Annotated in this window: 25 protein-coding genes; 17 read left to right on the top strand and 8 right to left on the bottom strand. The window is 44.1% G+C overall.

Annotation, left to right across the window (positions count from 1 at the left end; translation table 11 throughout):
• Window positions 1–37 precede the first annotated feature (37 nt).
• From DUK53_RS03520 to DUK53_RS03495, 6 genes are all read left to right on the top strand, one after another.
• On the top strand, window positions 38–1,102 hold the full coding sequence (locus DUK53_RS03520; protein ID WP_036130763.1) for a Fic family protein: 1,065 nt from the start codon (window positions 38–40) through the stop codon (window positions 1,100–1,102).
• Window positions 1,103–1,191: 89 nt separating this feature from the next.
• The gene (locus DUK53_RS03515; protein WP_036093584.1) at window positions 1,192–2,442 is read left to right on the top strand and encodes a tetratricopeptide repeat protein; all 1,251 of its coding nucleotides are present in this window, start codon (window positions 1,192–1,194) and stop codon (window positions 2,440–2,442) included.
• A 30-nt stretch (window positions 2,443–2,472) separates the two neighbouring features.
• On the top strand, window positions 2,473–3,006 hold the full coding sequence (locus tag DUK53_RS03510; RefSeq protein ID WP_036093583.1) for a ReoY family proteolytic degradation factor: 534 nt from the start codon (window positions 2,473–2,475) through the stop codon (window positions 3,004–3,006).
• Window positions 3,007–3,104: 98 nt separating this feature from the next.
• Window positions 3,105–3,698: a lipoprotein heptaprenylglyceryl N-acetyltransferase LhaT gene (gene lhaT, locus DUK53_RS03505; RefSeq protein ID WP_036130765.1), complete on the top strand. Its 594-nt coding sequence runs from the start codon at window positions 3,105–3,107 to the stop codon at window positions 3,696–3,698.
• A gap of 71 nt (window positions 3,699–3,769) precedes the next feature.
• Window positions 3,770–4,453 carry a zinc metallopeptidase gene (locus tag DUK53_RS03500; protein WP_036093580.1) on the top strand — a complete coding sequence of 228 codons (684 nt, stop codon included), beginning with the start codon at window positions 3,770–3,772 and terminating at the stop codon, window positions 4,451–4,453.
• Between the two features lie 54 nt (window positions 4,454–4,507).
• The gene (locus DUK53_RS03495; RefSeq protein ID WP_036093577.1) at window positions 4,508–5,764 is read left to right on the top strand and encodes a BaiN/RdsA family NAD(P)/FAD-dependent oxidoreductase; all 1,257 of its coding nucleotides are present in this window, start codon (window positions 4,508–4,510) and stop codon (window positions 5,762–5,764) included.
• Between the two features lie 57 nt (window positions 5,765–5,821).
• On the opposite strand, the gene DUK53_RS03490 is transcribed toward DUK53_RS03495, so the two are convergent.
• The 3 genes from DUK53_RS03490 to DUK53_RS03480 are packed head-to-tail and all read right to left on the bottom strand — an operon-like array spanning window position 5,822 to window position 8,892.
• The gene (locus DUK53_RS03490) at window positions 5,822–6,262 is read right to left on the bottom strand and encodes a DUF1801 domain-containing protein (protein ID WP_036093574.1); all 441 of its coding nucleotides are present in this window, start codon (window positions 6,260–6,262) and stop codon (window positions 5,822–5,824) included.
• Window positions 6,259–7,251, bottom strand: coding sequence for a serine hydrolase domain-containing protein (locus DUK53_RS03485; RefSeq protein WP_036130767.1), 993 nt, complete (start codon window positions 7,249–7,251; stop codon window positions 6,259–6,261). Before DUK53_RS03485 ends, DUK53_RS03490 begins: the two co-directional genes overlap by 4 nt.
• Window positions 7,252–7,257: 6 nt before the next feature.
• On the bottom strand, window positions 7,258–8,892 hold the full coding sequence (locus DUK53_RS03480; protein ID WP_036130768.1) for an NAD-dependent malic enzyme: 1,635 nt from the start codon (window positions 8,890–8,892) through the stop codon (window positions 7,258–7,260).
• Between the two features lie 132 nt (window positions 8,893–9,024).
• Between DUK53_RS03480 and DUK53_RS03475 the strand changes: the two genes are divergently transcribed.
• Window positions 9,025–10,143: an NAD(P)/FAD-dependent oxidoreductase gene (locus tag DUK53_RS03475; protein WP_036093568.1), complete on the top strand. Its 1,119-nt coding sequence runs from the start codon at window positions 9,025–9,027 to the stop codon at window positions 10,141–10,143.
• Here the strand turns inward: DUK53_RS03475 and DUK53_RS03470 are convergent.
• From DUK53_RS03470 to DUK53_RS03450, 5 genes are all read right to left on the bottom strand, one after another.
• Window positions 10,133–12,124, bottom strand: coding sequence for an ABC transporter permease (locus DUK53_RS03470; protein ID WP_036130770.1), 1,992 nt, complete (start codon window positions 12,122–12,124; stop codon window positions 10,133–10,135). The genes DUK53_RS03475 and DUK53_RS03470 overlap by 11 nt on opposite strands.
• Window positions 12,099–12,869, bottom strand: a complete 771-nt coding sequence (locus DUK53_RS03465) for an ABC transporter ATP-binding protein (RefSeq protein WP_036093564.1) — start codon at window positions 12,867–12,869, stop codon at window positions 12,099–12,101. The genes DUK53_RS03470 and DUK53_RS03465 overlap by 26 nt, the downstream gene beginning before the upstream one ends.
• 240 nt (window positions 12,870–13,109) lie before the next feature.
• Entirely contained in the window at window positions 13,110–14,090 is a 981-nt protein-coding gene (locus tag DUK53_RS03460; protein ID WP_036093563.1) for a sensor histidine kinase, read from the bottom strand.
• Window positions 14,090–14,785 (bottom strand): response regulator transcription factor, encoded by a 696-nt coding sequence (locus tag DUK53_RS03455; RefSeq protein WP_036093562.1) that lies wholly within the window; start codon window positions 14,783–14,785, stop codon window positions 14,090–14,092. The genes DUK53_RS03460 and DUK53_RS03455 overlap by 1 nt, the downstream gene beginning before the upstream one ends.
• A 592-nt stretch (window positions 14,786–15,377) precedes the next feature.
• Window positions 15,378–16,244 carry a YitT family protein gene (locus DUK53_RS03450; protein ID WP_036130772.1) on the bottom strand — a complete coding sequence of 289 codons (867 nt, stop codon included), beginning with the start codon at window positions 16,242–16,244 and terminating at the stop codon, window positions 15,378–15,380.
• A gap of 147 nt (window positions 16,245–16,391) precedes the next feature.
• Between DUK53_RS03450 and DUK53_RS03445 the strand changes: the two genes are divergently transcribed.
• The 10 genes from DUK53_RS03445 (at window position 16,392) to panD (ending at window position 23,519) form a co-directional block, all read left to right on the top strand.
• Window positions 16,392–16,721, top strand: coding sequence for a nucleotide pyrophosphohydrolase (locus DUK53_RS03445; RefSeq protein WP_036064417.1), 330 nt, complete (start codon window positions 16,392–16,394; stop codon window positions 16,719–16,721).
• Window positions 16,722–17,510, top strand: a complete 789-nt coding sequence (gene dapB, locus DUK53_RS03440; RefSeq protein ID WP_036130774.1) for a 4-hydroxy-tetrahydrodipicolinate reductase — start codon at window positions 16,722–16,724, stop codon at window positions 17,508–17,510. It abuts the gene before it with no gap.
• Between the two features lie 17 nt (window positions 17,511–17,527).
• On the top strand, window positions 17,528–17,932 hold the full coding sequence (mgsA, locus tag DUK53_RS03435) for a methylglyoxal synthase (RefSeq protein WP_036078325.1): 405 nt from the start codon (window positions 17,528–17,530) through the stop codon (window positions 17,930–17,932).
• A gap of 12 nt (window positions 17,933–17,944) precedes the next feature.
• On the top strand, window positions 17,945–19,129 hold the full coding sequence (locus tag DUK53_RS03430) for a CCA tRNA nucleotidyltransferase (RefSeq protein ID WP_036130776.1): 1,185 nt from the start codon (window positions 17,945–17,947) through the stop codon (window positions 19,127–19,129).
• The gene (locus DUK53_RS03425) at window positions 19,107–20,081 is read left to right on the top strand and encodes a biotin--[acetyl-CoA-carboxylase] ligase (protein ID WP_036093551.1); all 975 of its coding nucleotides are present in this window, start codon (window positions 19,107–19,109) and stop codon (window positions 20,079–20,081) included. Before DUK53_RS03430 ends, DUK53_RS03425 begins: the two co-directional genes overlap by 23 nt.
• Window positions 20,082–20,267: 186 nt before the next feature.
• A complete protein-coding gene (locus tag DUK53_RS03420) occupies window positions 20,268–20,786 on the top strand; it encodes a GNAT family N-acetyltransferase (protein WP_036093549.1) in 519 nt (172 codons plus the stop codon).
• A 17-nt stretch (window positions 20,787–20,803) separates the two neighbouring features.
• Window positions 20,804–21,226 carry a thioredoxin family protein gene (locus DUK53_RS03415; RefSeq protein WP_036130778.1) on the top strand — a complete coding sequence of 141 codons (423 nt, stop codon included), beginning with the start codon at window positions 20,804–20,806 and terminating at the stop codon, window positions 21,224–21,226.
• A gap of 227 nt (window positions 21,227–21,453) precedes the next feature.
• On the top strand, window positions 21,454–22,287 hold the full coding sequence (gene panB, locus DUK53_RS03410) for a 3-methyl-2-oxobutanoate hydroxymethyltransferase (protein ID WP_036130780.1): 834 nt from the start codon (window positions 21,454–21,456) through the stop codon (window positions 22,285–22,287).
• Between the two features lies 1 nt (window position 22,288).
• Complete coding sequence (panC, locus tag DUK53_RS03405) at window positions 22,289–23,134, top strand: pantoate--beta-alanine ligase (RefSeq protein WP_036130781.1); 846 nt, start codon at window positions 22,289–22,291, stop codon at window positions 23,132–23,134.
• A gap of 1 nt (window position 23,135) precedes the next feature.
• Window positions 23,136–23,519 (top strand): aspartate 1-decarboxylase, encoded by a 384-nt coding sequence (gene panD / locus DUK53_RS03400; RefSeq protein WP_036093538.1) that lies wholly within the window; start codon window positions 23,136–23,138, stop codon window positions 23,517–23,519.
• Window positions 23,520–23,543 lie beyond the last annotated feature (24 nt).

Genomic DNA, 23,543 nt, shown 5'->3' with positions numbered 1-23,543 from the left:
TGTGCTATACTTAAAGAAAGAGAAGGGACGGACTCAAATGCTATTAGAATTGCCTAAACACAACGTAAACACAGATACAGTAACCATTTATAAGCAATTGGCAAAGTCGAATCGTGCCTTGGCAGAATTAAAAGGATATTCCGCGACGATACCGAATCAGTACATCCTGATTAATGCAATGACACTTAATGAAGCCAAAGATAGCTCGGCAATCGAACAAATTATCACGACACATGACGATTTATATCAAGCGATGTCCAAAGATAAAGTGCGTGACGCCGCTACGAAAGAAGTGCTCAACTATCGACACGCGCTTTGGGAAGGCTATCAGTATATCTTAAAACGGGACATCATCACAACGGCTCTCATCGAACATATCCAACGCATCATTGAAAATAGCAAAACGGGGATTCGTAAAGTCCCTGGTACGGCTATCAAAAACGTAACGACAGATGAGATCATCTACACGCCACCACAATCAGAATTGGAAATTAGAGATTTACTGGCGGATCTGGAGCAGTATATTAATTTGGATGACGGCACGGATCCACTCATCAAGTTGGCGCTTATTCATTACCAGTTCGAGGCAATTCATCCATTTTACGATGGGAACGGGCGTAGTGGGAGAATTTTGAATATATTGTACCTTGTATTGATGGGACTACTCGAGAGTCCGGTGCTTTATTTGAGCAAGTATATTTTGCGTACGAAGAAAGAATATTACGTGTTACTCCTAAAAATACAGCAGGATAGCGCTTACTTTGAGGAGTGGGTGGTGTATATTTTAAAAGGGGTAGAAGAAACGGCGCAAGAGACGCTAAAAATCATTCGTTCGATTACGGAGGCAATGGCTGAGTACGGGCAGGCGTTGAAGGAGAAGTTGCCTAAATTATACTCAAAGGAGCTAGTCGAAACACTGTTTTATGAATTTTATACGAAGATTATATATGTGGAACAACATCTAAATATTTCTCGACGGACTGCGGTGACTTATTTGCAAAAGTTGGAGGAGCACGGTTTTCTTATTTCGGAAATGATTGGGCGAGAACGGGTATATAAGAATAAAGTGTTATTTGACTTGATTGAGCAGGCGAATAAGTAAACGGGGGTCGGAGAAAGACTGTTTGACTTGTTTTGACCTTTCCGTTATAATAAGCCTACGAAACTAGGATAGATGTGAGGAGATTACTAATGAAATTTGCAGAGCAGATGTTAGCGGCTTTAGAGCAGGAAAACTTGCCTGAGGCGCAGAAATATTTTAAGCAAGCCTTACAAGATGGAACGGATGAGGAGCAGTATTGGTTAGCGGAACAATTGATGCAACTGGGTTTCTTGGAGGAAGCGGAAGATTTGTATGAACTTTTGCTTGCGAAGTATAAGGACGAAGGGGAATTATTGGTTCGTGCAGCAGAGGTCGCGATTGAGAAGGATGATATCGAGACGGCGATGGAATATTTGGAACAGGTCAATACGCAGGACGAAGCGTACCCGGAGAGCTTGCTAGTGCTCGCAGATTTGTATCAGATGCAGGGGCTTTTTGAAGTGACAGAAGCGAAGTTACAGCAGGCCAAAAATTTGCTTCCAAATGAGGCTGTGATTGATTTTGCATTGGGTGAATTTTATTTGTCAACGGCACGATTTGCGTCGGCGGTGCAGAGTTATCAGGCGGTGCTTGATGTGGGCGTGACGGAAATTGCGGGTAGTCAGATTTTTGAACGGATTGCGGAGAGTTTGGCGAGCAGTGGTTCTTTTGAAGAGGCGATTAGCTATTATGAGAAGGCGATTGCGGAACAAGAGGACGTTAATACGCTATTTGGACTTGGTTTGACGAGTTTTCAGGCGAGGGATTACACGAAGGCAATCTCAGCTTTAGAACGCTTGAAAGAGCACGATCCGGGATTCACGACACTTTACACGTACCTTGCTAAGAGCTACGAGGAAAATGGCGAGCCAGATAAAGCGCTGGAAGCATTGGTCGATGGTTTGAAGCAGGATGAATTCAATAAAGAAATGTTTTTGGAAGCTGGAAAATTGGCTTGGAAAAACGATCGGGCGGCGGATGCGGAACATTATTTCCGTCAGGCGATTGCGCTTGATCCAGAGTTCATCGATGCGATTTTAGAAGTGAATAAAATTTTGCTGAAAAAAGATGATCATGAGGGCATTGTAGAGCTCGTGGAATCGTTAGAACGCGAAATTGTCACGGAACCGCAAATTTTCTGGGACGTAAGTGTTGCATATCAGGAGCTGGATATCTATAATAAAGCAAAAGAAAACTATGAATTAGCGCATCCGCATTTTAGCGAAAACGCGACATTCTTGAAGGAATATGGCTTATTTTTACGCGAAGACGGCGATATTGCGAAGTCGGAAGAAGTATTGGCCATGTATTTGACACTCGAGCCCGGTGATGAAGAGATTTTAAGTTTATTAGGTTATTAATCCCCACTTTGATGGGAAGGAGTGAGTGAAATGAAAGCATCAATTAGCATTGAAGACAAGAAGGAATTTGTTAGATGGTTGTTAAATAAGCATCAAATGAAAATTAGAGAATCGATGTGGATTCTAAATTATATTGCAGGTCATGACCAAATTATGAAATATGTTCACTTCGTTGATAATGCAGAAGGGTGCCCTCGTGGACTTGTGCTCACTGCTCTCGGAGTGGATGACGAGCCGTTTCGATTCTTTAAGGGGAATATTGTGACGACGGATCCAGAGAAGGCGTTTCATGATATTCGTTTGAATTGGGATGAGGACATTTATATTCAGTTGCATTTCCCGGAAAGCTTGACTTCTCCTCGTTACGCTTTTGTGCGCGAGGATAATCCGTTTGAAGAGCTACAGATTTCGGATAAGGAGAAGCAAATCGCGGCGCAGTTCTTGGACACGGTTGTGGAACATTTTTCAAAAGAGAAATTGTTGCTTGAAATCGATGAGGCGTTGGATGCGCACGACGAGGAACGATTCCAGAGTTTGATGGAGCAGTTTAAACAATATAGCTAATTTGAGAAGCATCTGTCCTTTTGGATAGGTGCTTTTGTTTTTCGTTTGAGGAGGAAGTCTGGTATTATGGGAAAAGAGAGTTCTTATGGGGGTGCAGGATGTATCGTTATTTGGCGAACAGGTCGTTTTTGCGGTTGCTGTTCATTGTCAATTTGTTGGGGGCTGTGTATGGGTATATTTGGTACGTTCCTCAACTGAAAATTACAGAACCACGATTTTGGATTTTTGTGCCGGATAGTCCGACGGCGATTTTATTTTTTGTATTTGTTTTGATGGCTTGGCTGGCGAAGAAACATTGGCCGCTAATGGAGGCGCTGGCGTTTGTTTGCTTGGTGAAATACGGATTATGGGCTGTTGGGATGAATATTGCTTACATGATAAATTTGGGGTACTTGGATACGATGAGTTTGATGTTGCTTACGTCGCATGGTTTAATGGCAGTGCAGGGACTGGTTTATGCGCCATTTTACAGGATTAAGTGTGAGCATTTTGCAATCGCAGCGATTTGGGTGTTACATAATGATGTCATTGACTACTTATTTGGCCAGATGCCGATTTATGGAGGGCTTGACCAGTACATAACGACGATTGGATACTGCACATTCTGGCTGACGATTTTCGTTTTATGGACGGTTTATGAAAAAACGCTGAAAAAGGGTGCCTTTAAATTAGAATTTCCTCATGAAGCCTAAAAGTTGTTGAGGTTTGGCGTTTTCTCCTATATAATTAAGGTAATACGTAGTAGTTAGGATGGGGATTTAAGATGAGTATTCAAATGTATATCGTTTATTTTTTGATTGTGGCATTAATACCTTTATGGGCGCAATATCGTGTCAAAAGCACTTATTCGCATTATTCGAAGGTGGCAATACGCACGGGATTGACTGGAGCTCAGGTGGCGCGTCAAATCTTGGATGCGAACGGTTTGTCAAACGTGCCGGTGCATGAAACTGGTGGCGTGCTAAGCGATCACTATGATCCAAGGAAAAAAGCGGTGTTTCTATCATCGGCGAACTTTAATGGTCGTTCAATTGCAGGAACAGCGGTAGCGGCACATGAGGTGGGGCACGCGATTCAAGATGCGGAGAACTACTCGTTTATGCGTTTTCGTTCGGCACTTGTCCCAATTACGATGTTTAGTTCGAATGCCTCTTGGGTGTTTTTGATTATCGGGATGTTGGCGACATTACCAAACTTAATGTTGATAGGGATTGTTTTAATGGCAATTGGTGTATTGTTCCAGTTAATTACATTGCCAGTCGAGTTTGACGCTTCAAAACGTGCACTCGTACAAATCAATCAACTTGGTCTTGTCGAATCAGACGAATTACCACAAGCTCGTAAAGTGTTAAGTGCAGCCGCAATGACATACGTTGCAGCGATGGCAGTAGCCGTTTTGGAGCTTTTGAGATTGATCTTAATTTTTACAGGTATGAATCGAAACTAGAATTAGAAAAACGCTCTGTAATGGGCGTTTTTTGATGGGGAGAAGGATGATTGGATGGATTTTGATGTAATTGTTATTGGTGGTGGTCCGTCGGGTTTGATGGCGGCAATCGCGGCGGCGGAGAAAAATAAGCGGGTTCTGCTCGTTGAAAAAGGGCCAAAACTAGGTAGAAAACTGATTTTATCGGGCGGTGGGCGTTGTAATGTGACGAATCGCAAGCCTGCGGAAGAAATTATCAAGAATATACCGGGGAATGGGCGCTTTATGTATAGTCCATTTTCGGAATTTAATAATGAAGATATCATCGCCTTTTTTGAGAAATTAGGGGTGGCTTTGAAGGAAGAGGATCATGGTCGGATGTTCCCTGTGACTGACAGCGCGCGTTCAGTGGCTGATGCGATGATTTCACGGCTCGATAAGCTAAACGTGAAAATCTATATGAAAACGCCAGTGAAGCGTGTGAACTACCAAGAAGGGCAGGTTGTGGGCATTACGCTTGCGGATGGTCAAGAAATCGGTGCGCGAGCTGTGATTGTGGCTGTTGGTGGCAAATCAGTACCGCGGACAGGATCGACGGGAGATGGCTATGCCTGGGCGCGCGAGGCTGGGCATACGATTACGGAATTATATCCGACAGAGGTTCCAATTACATCGCGCGAGGCCTTTATCAAGAGCAAAGTGCTGCAAGGCATTTCTCTACGTGACGTGGCGCTCTCGGTTCTAAATCCAAAAGGAAAACCGATTATTACGCATCAAATGGACATGATCTTCACGCATTTTGGGGTGTCGGGTCCAGCAGCATTGCGCTGTAGCCAATTCGTGATTCAAGGTTTGAAGAAATTCGCGGTTCCGGAACTAACGATGATGATTGACTTTTTTCCAGATATATCAAAAGGGGAATTGGAGCAGGAAGTGATGGGGCTCGTGAAGGATAATCCTAAAAAGGCCGTCAAAAATGCGTTGAAATCGGTAATGCAAGAGCGGATGTTATTGTTTTTATTGGAACGCGCGGAAATTGATATCGATGCTGATTGTATTTCGGTTGCACAGAAAAAATGGCAGGCGTTCATCGAAACATTGAAGAAATTTACATTCCAAGTGAACGGGACGCTGGATTTCGAGAAGGCTTTCGTGACGGGGGGCGGTGTTTCTGTGAAGGAGATTATGCCGAAAGAAATGCAATCGAAGTTGATGCCAGGTTTATTTTTCTGTGGCGAAATATTAGATATTAATGGATACACGGGTGGTTATAATATTACGTGTGCGCTTGTGACAGGGCGCTTGGCGGGAGTCAATGCGGCATTGCGCTAAGACAAATATAATAAGTGGAGGCAGTTTCCCCTAGAAAAATTGGGATTGCCTCCACTTTTATTTTTTCATGGTCGTTTCATATTGTTTAATCCAATCATCCACAGTGACTTTACTTGATAGCTCGCCGATCAGTTCGTATGGGATTTTCTTCGGGTTTGTGAATCGAATGCAGCCTTTTCCCATGTTGAGTTTGGTGGTCATATGTTTAGGATACTCGGTTTGGAACCAGTCTAAAAGGGCTTCATTGCCGAAAATTCCCATGTGGTATACAGCGATGTGTTGTTTTTGCGCTGCGATGGCGAAAAAGGGAAGCGAAAGATTTGAATCGCAGTGGTAACCATCGGGGTAACGGGATTTTGGAACAACGTAGGAAGGCATGCCATACTGGATTTCTTTTTCGAAACCGGCTGGAATGTTGGCATCCACCACGTGCATAAGTTTAGCAAAAGCGTCTTTTTTATCGGGTGCTATGTCGTCTATATATTCTTCGATTGTCATGTTTTTCCTCCTAAGTCTTGCATGAATTGTTCTACGATTTCGTCGCGACGTTCTAGAAAAATCGCATTATCTCGGCTCGGATGTACGCGGTTTGTGAGGACGATCAGCGCTGTTTTGTGTTGCAAATCGATGACGATGAAAGTGCCTGTGAAACCGGTATGGTACATAGCGAAATGATCCGTAGACGGGACTAAATCCCAGCCGAGGCCGCGTGAACGATTTAAATCTGGTGTGTAGTTTTTGGCGATATTGGTGATGCTTTCGTTGCTGAGAATTGGTTCGCCATCATGAAGCAGTGCTTTTGTATAATGAATCAGGTCTGAGAGATTGCTGAATAAGCCGGCGTGACCTGCGACGCTATCCATTTGCCAAGCTTTGAAATCGTGGACGGTACCTGTGATAACGCCGCGATTTGGGTGGTCTTCGGTTGGGACGCAGGATTCTGGTGAAGTGGGATGGTAGCTCGTGTTTCGCATGGCGAGCGGTGTCAAGATGTTGCGTGTGACTTGTGCCTCTAAATCGCCGCCTAGCTGCTCCACGATATAGCCGAGTAGTAGAAAATTGGCGTCTGCGTAGGTGACATCTGTTCCCGCCGGATTGGCTTGTGGCGTCGCTATACAGTAACGATAGACGTCTTCTTTTGATTCGATGGTGTACGCAGGAATATTTTTTGCCAAACCAGAACTATGTGTTAAAAGGTGCAAAATCGTGACCTCTGGATAGCGAAAATCTGGTAGGAAATCGTGTACTTTATCAGCTAGGTGCAAGCGTCCAGCTTCGATATGCTGCAAAACTAGAGTTGTCGTTGCGATGACTTTCGTTAAGGATGCGATATCGTAGACGGCGTCTGGCTCTAGCATTACTTTTTCAGGGATGAGTTGTTTCATACCGATAACATGTTGTTTTGTGCGATGAGGTGTGATGATGGCGTAGGAAATGCCTGGCACAATGCCATCGGTGACTAGTTTTTTTAATCGCGTATCCAACATGGGCGTTCACTCCTTATATTGAGGAAGCCAAATTGCTTCATTGACAGCTTCCAGTGGATTTGAAATCGCGCGTTTGTTTAATCCGAGTTCGATTGTTTTTTCCACAACGGCGAGTGTAACAGCGTGTGATGTGTCGCGTAACGTCGCAACTGGTGGGAGTAAGGCCGCGCCGATTGTGCTGACATCTTCAACTTGTGTAGCAACGGCGTGACTGGCAGCGGCTAACATGTCGTCCGTAATTTCGCGAGCTTCGGTAATCACTGCTGCGAGGCCGAGCCCAGGATAAAGTAGGGCGTTGTTAGCTTGTCCGATAAAATAAGTATGGCCATCAAACAAAACAGGCTCAGAAGGGCTCCCAGTCACGACAAGCGCCTTCCCTTTTGTCCAGTTGATTAAATCGCGCGCAGTAGCCTCAGCAAGCTTTGTCGGATTCGATAGAGGCAAAATGGCAGGGTGTTCGACATGGCGACTCATTTCCAGTACAATCTCCTTTGAAAAGGCACCCGTTACGCCAGAACAACCAATCAGCATCGTCGGTTTCACATGTTGCACAATCGCGAGTAGGTTCGTTAATTTCTCTGCAAAATCGGCAGTGTCACGCGCGTATTTTTGCTGTCCAGCAGTTAGGTTTGGCAAGTCGGATATCACCAAGCCAGGGCGATCCACCAAGTAAAAACGAGCTTTTGCCTGTTCGGCGGTTAAGCCTTCATTGGCGACCATTTCTGCGACCAATTGATCGGCAATACCGATGCCCGCCGTCCCAGCACCAAAAATCACAATGCGTTGTTTGCTCAGCGGTAAATTTGATACGCGCGTAGTAGCAAGGGCCGCTGCAACAACCATCGCGCCAGTTCCTTGAATATCGTCGTTAAACGTGCATAATTCTTGACGATACGTTTCTAAAATTCGGCTTGCGTTGTCTCGTCCGAAATCCTCCCAATGAAGTACGGCTTTTGGGAAACAAGTTTTGACGGCAGCCACAAAACGGGCGATGAATGTATCATATGCAGGTGTCTCTAAGCGCGGCGTCCGACTTCCTAAATAGCGAGTGTCGGCGCGCAAGGCCTTGTTATTCGTACCAGCATCGATGACGATCGGCAACACACAATCTGGCGCAAGCCCCGCCGCAACCGTATAGACCGCCAATTTTCCAATCGCAATGCTGACCCCGTTCAAGCCCCAATCGCCAATTCCAAGAATGCCTTCCCCGTCCGTCACGACAATCATCTTTATTTTCTCAGGATTCGGAACATTATTTTGGAAAAGCGAAACCAAATCGAGCGCACTATCTGCCTGCAAAAACAGCGCGTCTTGCGGGTTTTCCCAGTTTTCGTGATAGTGCATCACCGCGTCACCAATCGTTGGCGTATAGATAATCGGCATCAACTCCGTCACATGATCGATCACTACTTTATAAAATAGCGTCCGATTCTCACTATAAAGCGTCATCAAAAACAGATGTTTCTCGAGGGGTGTCGTTTTTTTATGTAAAGCCGCATAAATACGCGTTGCCTGTTGTTCTAGCGTCTCGATTGTCGCGGGAATCAAGCCGTCCAAGCCCCATTCCGCGCGTTCTGTCACTGTAAACGCTGTACCTTTATTTTGAAAAGGGTCATTTAATCGTGCATATCCATTCATCATTTTGCATCCTACTCCTTTAGTTATCCTGTCTATATTCTACACCAGAAGTGGCTAAAAAATCGACTAATTTCCCTGCGCTTGTCAGAAATGTTCGGAATTTGTATAATGAGGGGTGAAGCGGGGTGCATAAAAATGGAGAAAATCGTTATTATTGGCGGAGGAATCGTGGGCATGACGGCTGCGTATTTACTCGCCAAGCAACAAAAAGAAGTCATCGTTATCGATAAAAAAGAGCCAGGTCAGGCAACAGTTGCAGCGGCTGGGATTGTGTGTCCGTGGTTATCGAAGCGCCGGAACAAGGTGTGGTACGAGCTGGCCAAAGATAGTGCGCGCTATTATCCGACGCTCATGCAAGAACTCGCGCAAGATACGACGCTGAATACGGGTTATAAAATGGTTGGTGCATTGTGTTTACGAGAAGACGAGACGAAGCTTGCGGAATTAGAGCAAATTGCCCGTGATCGCCACGAGGAGGCATCAGAAATCGGTGATATTAAACAATTGTCGAAAGCGGAAACGCAAGCGAAATTTCCGATTGTAAATCCAGCATTCGGAGGCGTTTTTGTGAGTGGTGGTGCGCGCGTGGACGGGAAATTGCTCGTTTTGGCGTTAGCGGACGCAGCAACAAGGCATGGCGCTAAGATCATTCGTGATAAAGCGCAACTCGAGAAGCATGGCGATACGGTCATCGTTGCTATCGGAAATGAGGTCATTATTGCGGACAAAATCATACTCGCAGCGGGGGCTTGGTTGCCAGAATTAGTGCAACCGCTCGGACTACAAGCCGCGATTCACCCGCAAAAAGGACAACTACTCCATCTTCAATTTGAGGAGGGTATCGACACGAATGAATGGCCGGTCGTTTTGCCGCCGAGTGCGAAAAGTATCGTGCCATTTGATGATGGTCGGGTAATCATTGGTGCCACACATGAGAATGAGGGCGGTTTTGACTTGGAACCAACCGAGGCGGCCATCGAAGAAATTTTAGAGGAGATTGCTCGCTTTGCTCCGGCTGTAAAAAACGCAAAACTGGCGGAAATCCGGGTAGGTACGCGACCATTCACACCAGACTTCACGCCAGTTATTGGTACCTTGCCAACTGCAAAGCATATTTTTGTAGCTAATGGATTAGGCTCATCAGGACTCACAACAGGCCCTTACGTTGCCAAAATTCTTGTTGATTTGATTCAAGGGAGGACGCCGAAAACCGATATTGCTGGCTTTGATCCGAGCAGCGCGATTACTTCATGATGCGACGTAGCTGTTTCAAGTACTGATATTTCACGAAGAAATAATAGATAGCTTGGACGGCGATAAAGATACCAATCACGATACCAACATTTTGCCAAATATTGAAATCAAGTAAGTTTTGTAGGGCGAGGAAGGCTACGAGTGAATGGATAACTGCCACGAAAAGCGGTAAGAAAAACATGACGCGTAGTTGCCTCGCTACGATTTTATGCAGTTCGGATTTCGTTAAACCAATTTTGAAAAGCATTTTGTATTGTTGCTCGTCTCGTTTCAAATCGCTATGCAAGCGCAAGTAGATGAATCCGGCCGAGAAGGTGTAGAAGACAGCACCGCATAAGACGGTCAGTAGGAGAAGAAGGCCGTTGGTTTGTTGCATAGTTTGCCACTGTATAGCGAGTGATTCAAAACCAGTATAGATACCTTTGTCACTGTCTTGATTTTTTTCATTCCAACTATCAACATTATTTTGTAGTTTTTTTGCAGAGGCTGCGGTGCTTTCCCAGTCAACCATATGAAAAATGGTGTATGGAATTTTTGAATTATAGTTATCCTTGGGGTTTTTATAACGAACTTCTGCTTCCTGCCATAACGCATCAATATCTGCTTGATTGGCAATTATTGTCCCGATTTCTACACTGCTGGAACTGGAAGCATACGGGAAACGATTGATCGGCGCTACTTTTTCAACAGGTAGCGTTGTTTTTTGATTCGAAAGCTGAATTTCAATTTTATCAGGAGCATCACTTTTCAAATGGAGTTCACTGAGACTTTCTGTTGGAAGCAAGACGACTGTTCCTGGTGGTGTCGTTATTTTTGCTTCATTTCTCAAGTCCATCAATGCATTATAGTCTTCTATGGACAAGAAAGTATAAAAAACATCGGTATCGTCAGAGAATTGATAGAAATGTCCATTCGCTCTTTTATAGGAATCGCCTTGGAGCGTTTTTTCTGTATAGGAAATGATATCTTTGCTAATCGTGTCTTGCCCATAACCGGTATACGTAATCGCATATGGGTTTTCCGACATCTCCGCAAGCCCGCTACTACCAATCGCTGAGCTCGTTCCCATCGCAGTAATCGCTGTTGCAGAGATAATCGCCACGATGAAGAACGTACTCACATTATCACGCATTTGATAGATTAACTCTGAAAACGTAAGAAGATTTGTGCGTTTAAAAAAGAAACGTTCTCTCTTACGCAAACGTGTTAGCATAAAAACAAGCAACTGACTAAAGAAGAAATAGGTGCCAATGACGACTAGAATGACGCCGGTGAAGAGCGGGGTGAGAGCGAACGATTCACGATTTGTAAAAATAAGAACGATGCCATATCCGGCTGTAATAAGCACTAAAGCAAGTAGCGCGATATACCATGCGGCTTTGATTTCCTTTTTCGGCTCCTTCTGTGAGGCAAGTAGAGCTTTTAGATTATTGACGCGAATCGTAAAAGAAGTAACGAAAGAAATGACTAAAAACATCAATCCAAAAACGCCAAATGTAAGCAAAATCGGTTTCCAAGGGAAGTAAAAAGGCAATGTTTCCGTTAACGCTAAGATTTTAGAACAGATCAGCAAGATGACCTTCGAAAAAATAAATCCAAAGATAACCCCGCAAACGACCGCAGAAAGCCCTGCTAACATATTCTCCCAGAAAATCAATTTAACGAGCTGTTTCTTATTGATTCCTTGAATGAGCAGTAAACCAAATTCTGCTTTTCTCGTTTTCAAAAACGTACTAACGGCGTAAAAAATCGCAAAAGCTGAGAAAATAACGATAATCACCTGTGAAACTTGAAAACCAATCATCGCAAAATAACTCATGGTTTCGCTAGAAGAATCAATACTGTCCTTAAATTCAGGGTGAAAAACGAGCAAAGCATAGACAAAAAACATCGTCACCGCGAAAAAACTAGTAAAGAAATAAGGACCATAGACTTTCGGATTACGGCGAACATTATTAATGACGAACTGGCGGAATGACATGTTGTTTTCCTCCTAGTAGCGTCAAAGTGTCCATAATTTGCTGGTAAAAGACAGCCGTGTTATCGCCGCGATAAATTTCGTTGTATAGCGAACCATCTTTAATAAATACAACGCGATCGCAGTAGGATGCAGCTTGCGGATCATGCGTGACGAGCAGGATGGTCGCTTCCTCTTCTTTATTCAATCGGCTAAGTAGTTGCATGACTTCCTCACTATTTTTGGAATCCAAATTTCCCGTAGGTTCATCCGCTAAAAATAATTTCGGTTCATGAATCGCAGCGCGCGCAACGGCTGTCCGTTGTGACTCACCACCTGAAATCTGATACGTCCGCTTATCTAAAATCGGCGTGATGCCAAGCTTTGCAGCAATCACATCTAACTTTTCATTCATCGTTTCCAGTGGGGTGCCATCGAGTGTGAGTGGTAGTAAAATATTTTCACGGACGGTCAACGTATCCAATAGATTAAATGATTGGAAAATAAAACCGAGTTCCTTCCGTCTAAATTCGGCGAGTTTATCAAAAGATAATGTATAGGGGTTTGCATCATGGATTTGCACAGTCCCGCTTGTTGGTGGGTCGATGGTAGCGATCATGTTGAGTAGCGTTGTTTTTCCGCTACCTGAGGGGCCCATAATCCCCACGAATTCTCCTTTTTCAACCGATAAATCCAGATTAGAAATTGCCTGGTATTGCACGTTTCCTGTATATATTTTATTGACTTGTTCTACTTTTAAAAGTGTCATAACAAGACCTCCTCTTTCGTTGATAGGACTAGTTTAGCAAACAAACGGGAAAGTGCGGTATCGATTCTAATGACAAAAGCTTACGTTGTTGTAAGTTTCAGCAAAAGCTCCGTTCCATAGTATAGTCCATGCTGCTACTCGCTTTTGCCTAGAAATTAAGCATTTGTCGCCACGCAGAGGTTTGTCGTGAAATCATGTATGGTGGTTTTTCCACAGTTGGAGGCTTATGTTATTCTCCGTTTATTTCTGGATAGGAATTCGAATTAGAATCGTTGTGCCGGAGCCTATTTGAGATTCGATGGCGAGTCGATACCCAAGCTTTTGACATATTTCTGATACGAGGAAAAGCCCCATGCCTGTAGAATGCTGGTATTTGCGGCCGTTTTCTCCTGTGAAGAAAGGGCGAAAAACACGAGGAAGGTCTGATTTTTCGATGCCGATACCGTAATCTTGGATAGTCAGTAAATAGCCTGTGGACTCTGTAATCGCTGTTATTTCGATGTTACTTCCTTTTTGTGGTGAGTATTTAATCGCATTGGACAGGAGTTGTCCCAACATAAAAACGAACCATTTTTTGTCGGTTTCTAAAAATAGACTGGAATCGATGTCGACTTTTGGATAGAGTTGATGTCGGATAAAAAGCCGTTTATGTTCGTTGATGGCTTCGGTGGCAAGCGTTTTTAAGTCTGTATGGTCAACAACGAAATCATTTTCAAAGGTTTCGAGGCGTAGTGTGTAAAGAACCGTGTCAAGGCCTTGCTTGATTTTATCGGTCTCTTCTTGAATGCTACGAAGCGTTGGGTCGGACTGGTTTTGTGTCATCAGCTCGATAACCGATACGGGGGTTTTCATTTGATGCACCCACTGATTGATGAAAATATTGCGATCGGCATCTTTTGCGCGCCATTTTTGTAAGTCGATTTGGTAGGCGTGGTATTGTTGCGCTAAGTAGCTTTCGAAGGCTTGTGTGAACGGGGAACCTTCGTTAGGATGAAATTCGGATGCTACGACATCGGCTTGTTCTAGGCGCTTAAAGACGCGGCGATATCCGAAGTAGCGGACGGTTAGGAACAAGATACTGAGCACTATCCAGAGAAAAAGGACATAGATGGTGAGGCGAGCACTGCTGTATCCGTCTAGCCAAAAGATGCCCACAGTTGAGAGCGATAAAATGAGTGCGAATAGAAGGAAGGATAGGTGACTACGAAAAAATAAACGCATTATGATTCCTCCTTGTAAACCCATTGGTAACCGTAACCGCGGACAGATTTAATCGAATCTTTGACACCAAGGTCTAGTAGCTTTTTACGGAGTCTGGCAACGTTGACACTCAACGTATTATCATCAATAAACGTGACTTCATCCCAAATTTCTTCATATAAGAGATCGCGATTTGCAACATTTGGAGCAGTTCGCCAAATAACTTCGAGCAGTTTCGCTTCATTTTTGCTAAGTTCTAGCGTTTTGCCAGCGCGTTCAATTGTGAATTTTAGCGGATAAAAGGAGAGTGTACCTTCATGAAATTCAGGTTCTTGATATTGGTTGGCAAAATCGCCATAGACGCGTCGCAATTGGGCACGCACTTTCGCGATAACGACTTGATAGGAAAATGGTTTTGTGATGTAGTCATCCGCTCCGTTTTCAAGCGCCATGACTTGGTCCAGTTCTCCATCACGCGCTGAGATGAAGATAATTGGGCAGACCGAGACTTCACGAATTTTGCGACACCAAAAGTAACCGTCATATTTCGGCAAATTGATATCGAGCAGGACAAGGTGAGGCGTTAGTTCTTCGAAAAGAGGCATCACGTCATCGAAGTCGGTTGTGATGTGGGCGTCTAGATTGTATCGGCGTAGGTAATCTTGTAATAGCGTCGCGATTTTTGGGTCGTCTTCAACGATTAGTATTTTTTCCATGGTTTTGGGCTCCTTTGTTGTGGGCCTTATGAAGCATCTTTTGCTGAATTAGGCCCACAATATGAGTGCGAACGCAGTGAGCATTCGTTCCTTAAAATGGCCGTTGGATGCAAAATAAGACTTATTTTTAAAACAGTAACGCAAAATTTTTTTAGTACGGTGCGCTGGTCTAGGTTTGTTGTGTGGCATTTTTTTATCGAGTGTGGCGTCATGCTCTGCGCCTCCGGATTCAGCTTTGTTGTGGTTCTTGAAAAGCGTCGTGTGCTTTTTTAGAACCTCAATATGCAGTTGAATACAATGAAACTGCCTTCCATTTGCCAGACTCTCGAAAATTTTGTGGCCTCCGTAAAAAAACAAGAGCGGGTTTTCACTGCGAGTCCTAACAAATAAAAGGTTGTCAGTTTCGCTTTGCTCAGCTGCCTATTGATTCACTAAATCAACATAACGGGCCGTTTCAGCTTTTCGTCGGATCTAGCTTCAACGGCCAACTCCTCGAAAACTTCACGCCCTCCACAAAAAGCAAGAGCGGCTTTTTATTGCGGCCGCTCCAGTTTTTTTCGGAGCTAAACGGGCCGTTTCAGCCTTTCGTTCTTCATATCAACGGCTTCTTATCCTCATCCAACGTAAAACCTTCTCCCATCACGTCATGCACGACGGAAACGGAGACGAAGGCGTGTGGATCAGTCGCGTTCACAATGTTTTTCAGCTGCACAATCTCATTCTTCGCAACGACAATATACAGCACATCTTGATCTTTTTTCGAAAAGCCGCCGCGTCCTTCAAGCACCGTCACGCCTCGATTCATCGCCAGCATCACATGGTCGGCAATTTTATCATTATGGGCGGAAATTATCAAGGCACCCCGGGCGGCGTAGGCTCCTTCTTGCATGAAATCAATCACACGAGCGCCAATGAAAACCGCAACGAGTGTATACATCACTTGCCGAACGTCCAAATAAGACAACGAAAGCGTCAACACAACGGCGTCAATCGCAAACAAAGTCCGTCCCATACTCACGCCTTTTTTACGATGTAGCACTTGGGCAATGATGTCGCTACCACCCGTTGTCCCGCCATAACGAAAGACAAAACCAAGCCCAATTCCCGTAAAACCACCCGCAAAAAGCGCCACGAGTAAAAGGTCATCATGCAGATCAAGGCGATACGGCACGCGTTGGAAAACCCATAGAGCTAGCGAAAGGCCCACCGTTCCAATAATGGTATAAATCAGCGCACGATTTCCAAGAATGCGCCAGCCTAGGAAAAACAGCGGAATATTTAAAATAAGGTTGGAATACGCAGGATCAATACCTGTGAAATGTAGTAATAGTAAGGTAATCCCAGTTAATCCACCTTCCCCAAGATCATTCGCGATATTGAAGTTTACAAGTCCGAACCCGTAAATCGTTGTTCCAAGTAAAATAAAGATAATATTTTTAACACGAACATCTTGCCACACAGGCATCACTCCCTTTTTTATTGCTTCCACGTATAAATTCCTTTTTATAGACGTAGCAAGGACTTCTTAGCTATAATGATTATAACAGACGTAAAATGGGTAAATAAAGCCTTACGTTAGTTTACCACAAAAGGAGCGAAACAAAGCATGGCAAAAACGATGCAGCAGTTGCAAGATGAGGTAGACGCGTTGATTGGCCAGTTCGAAGAGGGATATTTTTCTCCTTTAGCGATGATGGCGCGCGTGACAGAGGAAACAGGAGAGCTTGCTCGCGAGATTAATCATTATTACGGCGAGAAACCGAAGAAAGCCAGCGAACCAGAGAATACAGTAGCCGCGGAGCTCGGAGATGTGTTATTTGTCCTCATTTGTATGGCAAATTCGCTAAATATTAGCTTAGAAGAGGCCCACGATACGGTCATGAAGAAATTCAAGGAACGTGACGCCGATAGATGGACCAAGAAGGAGGACAAATAAATGAAAGTAGCAGTATTAGGTTTTAAAGGTAGAATGGGGCATGAGGTCGTAAAAACGGTCCTCCGTGAAGCAGATTTGGAACTAGTTGCAGTACTTGACCATGCGCCAAAAGAAAAGAACATCAACGAAATTGCGGAATTTTCGGATTTGGACGTACCCGTATTTGACGATTTAGAAAAATTACTGACTAGTGTAACGCTGGACGCCGTTGTTGACTTTACGACGCCGAAAGTTGGCTATTCCAATACAAAATTAGTGTTGACGCATGGTGTGAGTCCAGTTGTTGGTACGACAGGTTTTACACCAGAACAAATTACGGAATTGACAGAACTCGCAGCATCGAAAAAAATTGGCGCGATTATTGCTCCAAATTTTGCGGTGGGGGCGGTACTGATGATGCAATTTGCGCAAAAAGCGGCGAAATACTTCTCAGATGTGGAGATTATCGAACTGCACCATGATAATAAACTGGATGCGCCAAGCGGTACGGCTGTGAAAACGGCGGAAATGATGGCGGAAGTTCGCGATCCGAAACAACAAGGTGCGGCAAACGAAGAGGAAACGATGAAAGGGGCTCGTGGTGCGGATTATGAAGGGATGCGGATTCATAGTGTTCGCCTACCAGGTTTGATTGCGCACCAACAAGTGCAATTTGGCGCAGAAGGCCAAGGACTCACGATTCGCCACGATTCCTACGATCGCATTTCTTTCATGTCAGGCGTTGCTTTTTCGATTCGCAAAACGGCAGACTTGGACACACTAGTCTACGGTTTAGAAAATTTAATTTGATGAGGAGTGGTTAGTACATGAACATTGCCTTAATCGCACACGATCGTAAAAAAGAATTGATGATAGAGCTCACGTTAGCTTATAAACTCATCTTAGAGCCACACACGTTATTCGCGACAGGAACGACTGGTTTGCGAATTATGGAGGCGACTGGACTTTCGGTACACCGGTTTCAGTCGGGCCCGCTCGGTGGCGATCAGCAAATTGGTTCCCGGATTTCGGAGAACAAAATGGACTTGGTGATTTTCTTACGCGATCCACTCGCAGCGCAACCACACGAACCAGATGTGACCGCGCTCATTCGATTATGTGATGTTTATGAAATTCCACTTGCAACCAATATCGGAACGGCAGAAGTATTATTGCGCGGTTTGCAAGAAGGATTTATGGATTGGCGCGATTTAAGACGCAACGAAGAATAGGAGTTTTAATGGATGAAAGCAATTTTTAAGAAAGCCGTGCCTGTTTTAGCGAAACTAGAACAGGCTGGTTTTGAGGCTTATTTTGTAGGTGGCTCTGTACGAGATACGTTGCTCGGTCGTGAAGTAGCGGACATTGATATTGCAACAAGTGCCTTTCCAGAAGAAGTAAAGCAGATTTTCACGCGGACATTTGATACTGGTATCGAACATGGGACGGTTTCTGTCTTGGAAGCGGGAGAAATATATGAAATTACGACGTTTCGCACAGAGGGAACGTACGCCGATTTCAGACGCCCAGATGAGGTTGTTTTTATTCGTTCGTTGGAGAAGGATTTGGAGCGTCGCGATTTCACGATGAATGCGATAGCGATGGGGCTTGATGGCCGATTCATTGATCCGTTTTGCGGTCAGCAAGATATGAAAAATAAACAGATTCGCGCGGTCGGTCAGCCATGGGAACGATTTCACGAAGATGCACTAAGAATGATGCGCGGTGTTCGTTTTGTAAGTCAGTTAGATTTTTCACTGGAAAAAGATACATATGAGGCGATGCAACAAAATATCGCACTTCTGAAAAACATTGCGGTGGAACGGATTGCCGTCGAATTTGTGAAATTAATGAAGGGTGAAGCGGTCAAAACGGCATTGCCATTAGTAGAGGAACTCGAGATGTTACCGTATTTACCTGGATTTGTAGGCCAAAATGCCGCGATTCAGAGATTAGCGTCTTGGGATTTAGCGGCGGCTCGTGATGACGAAACAATCTGGTTTATCGTTGTCCTCGCTGTGATGCCGGAGAATGTAGGAAACTTTTTGCGCGCTTGGAAATTGCCAAACAAGCTAATCCGTGAGGTCTCAAAAGCGTATGATTTGGCGGATAAACGAGTGTGGAGCGACTACGAATTGTTTGCAACAGGAACGCATACGGTAGCGCTAGTCGAAAAAGCACGCTTCATCCAAACGGGCGAAACAGACTGGACGGCTTTACACGAACGCTTTGACGGATTACCTGTCCAGTCACGAAGCGAGATTCAGGCGAGTGGCGATGACATCATGGTATGGGCGGATAAAAAAGGAGGCCCTTGGCTAAAAGATTTGCTAGCGAGGCTCGATCAAGCCATCATTGAAGGAGAAATAAGGAATACACAGTCAGAAATTAAAGGATGGGTGGAACATGTTATCAACGAATCGGCGTAAATTATTGGATGTATTTCGAGCAGCAGAGGGTGGTTTAGTTTCAGGTCAAGAGATTGCCGATGCGCTGAACTGCAGTCGGACAGCCGTATGGAAGCAAATAGAAGAGTTAAAAAAAGCTGGCTTTGAGATTGAGGCAAAACGAGGAAGTGGCTATGCGATTCAACCAGCCGAAGAAATTTTCACAGAGGATATGCTTTATTTTCGCGCCAAAACGAAATTCATCGGGCAACAGGTAGCTTTTTATCCAGAAGTAACATCCACGCAAATCGTTGCGCATCAACTCGTTGGCGAAGGAGCGGTCGATGGAACAGTCGTTATCGCTGACGAACAAACGGCAGGAAAAGGACGCTTAGCAAGACCGTGGAATTCGCAAAAGGGAACAGGAATCTGGATGAGCACGATTCTAAAACCCGAAATCCCGATGCAACAAGTGCCACAGTTTACTTTTATCGCGTCGTTAGCCGTTGCTGAGGCGATTGAGAATATCACAGGTTTAGAGCCACAAATCAAATGGCCGAATGACCTTTATATCGAAAAACGTAAAGTATGCGGTGTTTTAACGGAAATGCAAGCCGAGGCAGAGCAGGTAAACGCGATTATTATTGGGACTGGCATCAACGTGAATCAAGACTTTTTTCCAGAAGAATTGCGTGATAAAGCGACATCCTTAGCTATTTTAGCAGGTCACCCAATTTCCAGAGGCGCGTTATATGGCGAGATTGTCTCTCAGTTGGAAAAATACTATTTGCTATTCCTAGACCAAGGTTTTGCGCCGATTAAACTATTGTGGGAAGCAAGAGCCATTCCTTTTAGTGAAAAAATCGTAGCAAAGACGTTAAGAGGCGAGATTCGTGGAACGGTGAAGGGAATATCAGATGAAGGTGTGCTGATCGTTCAAGATGCTGTGGGAGAAGAACACAAGATTTATTCCGCAGATATTTTGCTCGGTTAGTAAATTCATTTTTTAGGCGAAAATTGGCTGGCAGAAACGAACGGTGTGGCATGAAAAAAGAAGGATAAGGCATGATTTACGCGTATAGATATACAAAATTTGATTTGAAATCCCTTTTTAGCATTTTTTCTTTTAGAAGATACTCAGGTATACTAAGAAAAATTGCTGAAAAGGAGCGCTGAATAGATGGAGTTTAAATGGCTGGTTCGGGATGAATTATCTCAGTTGAAGGATATCGATCGCAAGGAATTTGTTGGGGAAGTTTACTATGTTCGGAATCAAATGTTGCAATTAGTGAAGGAATACTATGATATCGAAGGCTGGCTCGAGAGTGAGCTCACGATTTATGTGCAACGTTTAGAGTCGCTTTTTGACCGAGATGGCATTATTATTGGAGCATACGAAGAAGGTATCTTGGTTGGGCTTGTGTCCTTGGAAAGCTACCTTATTGACGGTAAGACGATGAAGCTGGACATGTTATACGTCAGCCATGATTATCGCGGAAAAGGGCTTGGTCGGCGGCTTATCGATATTATTTCCCAAGAGGCAACAGAGCTCGGTGCAAAGGAACTATATATATCCGCGACACCAGTTCGTAATACAGTAGACTTCTACTTGAGGCTAGGCGCAGAATTAGCGAATCCACCAGATATCTATTTATTTGAGCTGGAACCGCTAGATATTCATTTGATTTTACCGATATAAAAAAGAGGAGATTTGAAATGATGAAGAAATTATTATTTTTAGGAATGTTAGGCGTGCTTTTAGTGCTTGCTGCATGCGGTAGTGAGAAGACGGAAGATAGTAAGCAATTAGACAAAATAACGTTAGCAGAATTCCAAGCGAAATTGGATAATAAGGAAAGCGGTTTTGTGTATATTGGTAGACCGACCTGTCCAGATTGCCAGGCTTTTCAACCAACGTTGGATAGTGTTTTGAAAGATAAAGAGATGCGTTTGGCTTATTTTGATACAGATGCGGCACGAGAGACGGCTGAGGATGATACAAAAACATTTTTGCAGGACATGAAAGTAAAGACAGTCCCAGTTATTTTCTACTTGAAAGATGGTAAAGAAGTGGCGCGATACGACGGAAATGATGATAAGACCGCGCTAAAAACTTGGTTTGAAAAATACAGTAAATAGCAAGGGAGGCGTATGTCGCGAAGTATTTCGGTAGGCATGCGCTCTTTTTCTAATACTGTCAATTATAGTCAGTTTAAGAACTTTCGAAACGGCGTGAAATGTGTTACTATAGCAAGGAGGAAAGCAATGATTGGCTGTATCTTCGAGTAAGAACGGCACATGTTTTCTTTGTTTAAAAATATTTTGCTTTGATCCAATTAGGACAGAGACAAAAGGAGTAGATTGAAATGAAAAGACCTGTTGATTTTTTACAAATGAAAGAAGCACAGGAGAAAATAACGATGCTAACTGCTTATGATTATCCGTCAGCAAAGAATGCCGAGAAGGTGGGAGTCGACATGATTCTAGTGGGTGATTCGTTGGGAATGGTTGTTCTAGGATATGATTCCACGGTTCCAGTGACAATTGCTGATATGATTCATCATACGAAAGCGGTGCGGCGGGGTGCTCCGGATACATTTATTGTTACAGATATGCCGTTTCTAAGTTACCATGGTTCGACAGAGGAAACGATGCGAAATGCACGGCAAATCATTCAAGAAACGGGTGCAAATGCGCTGAAATTAGAAGGCGCTGGTGATGTGTTCACCAAAATCACGCATCTGAGTGCTGGTGGTGTTGCCGTTTTTGCCCATCTTGGTCTGACGCCGCAAACGGTAGGTTTAACAGGTAGTTACAAGGTGCAAGCGAAAACAAAAGAGGCAGCACAAGGTTTATTGAGGCAAGCAAAAGAAGCAGAGGCAGCGGGGGCTATTGCGCTCGTTTTAGAAGCCATCCCAAGACAACTGGCAAAAGAGGTAACAGCAGCTATTTCGATTCCAACAATTGGTATTGGGGCTGGCGTGGATACGGATGGTCAAGTACTGGTGTATCATGATGTGATTCAATACGGAACGGATCGTGCAGCTAAATTTGTGAAGACGTACGCAGATGTAGATGCCATGATCGATACCGCTTTGACCTCCTATGTTAGCGATGTGAAGTCGGGTAGTTTTCCAGCTTTGGAGCATACCTTTACGATGAGCGAAGAAACGCTTAAGGGTCTATACGGGGGCCAATGATATGAAAATTATACGCGAAATAGAGGCTTTGCAAGCAGCTGTCAGATCTTACAAGAAACAGCAGCAAACGATTGGTTTTGTGCCGACGATGGGTTTTTTACACGAAGGTCATATGGCACTTGTGAAAGCGGCTCATATGGAAAATGATGTTGTAGTTATGAGTATTTTTGTGAATCCAACACAGTTTGGACCAAATGAAGACTTCGAAAGCTATCCCCGTGACGAAGCGCGAGATACGGTACGTGCAGAGCAGAATGGCGTAGATATTTTGTTCATGCCTTCTGTTGAAACGATGTATCCGGAGAGTTTGACGGCAACGATTCATGCGCAGAAACGAGTTTCTGTATTGGATGGAGCGACTCGAGAAGGGCATTTTGATGGGGTTTTGACGGTGTTAGGGAAATTGTTTCATCTTGTTCAACCGGATAACGCTTATTTTGGTCAGAAAGATGCGCAACAAGTAGCTGTAGTACAAGGCTTTGTTGCTGATTATTTTTTTCCGTTGAAGATTTGTGTGGTTCCGACTGTTAGAGAGCAGGATGGGCTAGCAAAAAGTTCACGCAATGTGTATTTGACAGAGCAGGAGCGCAAGGAGGCACCAGTTATTCATGCCGCATTGCGAAAAGCTCGCGAAGAAGTGAAGGGGCAAGATAAGGCGAGCGTGTTGGCAAATATTCGAGCAGCCATAGATCAGAAAAACTCGCATGAAAAAATTGTTTATCTAGATATGTATCAGTATCCTTCGTTTGAACCTGTGGAAGATTGGGAAAAGCCTATTATTATTGCGATTTGTGTGCAATATTCGAAAGCTAGATTAATTGATAATGAAATCATAGGAGGTGCATGACATGATGCGTTCCATGATGCATGGTAAGATTCATCGGGCCACTGTAACGGAAGCTAACCTCAATTATGTTGGTAGTATCACGATTGACGAGGCGATACTGGAGGCGGTTGATATGTTGCCAAATGAAAAGGTACAGATTGTAAATAATAATAATGGTGCTCGTTTGGAGACTTATATTATACCTGGAGAGCGAAATAGTGGTATTATTTGTTTGAACGGTGCTGCCGCTAGAATGACGCAGGTTGGCGATACGATTATTATTATGGCTTACGGTATTTTTTCGGAAGAAGAGATAGCGAATCATCAACCTAAAATAGTGGTTCTGAATGAGCTTAATCGTGTTGTACAGACTTTGCCAGAAGAAAAAGCGCGAACAACACTATGAGATGTGGAGGAAGCTAGGTTTTGA

It is taken from the genome of Listeria sp. SHR_NRA_18, assembly GCF_003856515.1.
Lineage (GTDB): Bacteria > Bacillota > Bacilli > Lactobacillales > Listeriaceae > Listeria_A > Listeria_A newyorkensis.
Note: the sequence above shows the minus strand (reverse complement) of the source record. Positions and strands in the feature narration are given on the sequence as shown.